This is a genomic window from Nocardioides antri, assembly GCF_008373765.1.
Taxonomy (GTDB): Bacteria; Actinomycetota; Actinomycetes; order Propionibacteriales; family Nocardioidaceae; genus Nocardioides; species Nocardioides antri.
In genome coordinates this window covers 1-272 of the sequence record NZ_VUJW01000079.1, presented here as the reverse complement: position 1 = coordinate 272, position 272 = coordinate 1, and the positions used below count along the sequence as shown (strand labels likewise).

At 72.8% G+C, this 272-nt stretch carries 1 protein-coding gene; it reads right to left on the bottom strand.

The features are described 5' to 3' along the window. Positions 1 to 56 precede the first annotated feature (56 nt). Positions 57 to 272 (bottom strand): hypothetical protein (locus tag F0U47_RS21515; protein WP_246159720.1); only part of this gene is annotated, 216 nt, incomplete at its 5' end.

Sequence of the window (272 nt, the reverse complement as noted above, 5' to 3'; positions counted from 1 at the left end):
CGAGCTGGAGCTGGAGGCCGCCTGACGCCGCGGATCGATGACGCGCCGATGACGCGTCAGTGAAGGTGGTCGGCGAGCTTGCCCACCGGCCCGAAGAGCCCCGCCGCGCATGTTCGGAGGAGCGCTCCGTTGTCGTGGTCGGAGGGGGGGAAGCCGCGCCGCATGTAGTCGGCGAGGTTGGCGGCGACGTCGGCCTGCAGGAACGGCGACCACCGCAGACGCAGGATGCTGCGGACCAGGCGCACCGGGTTGTGCGCCGCCCGGTCGCCCAG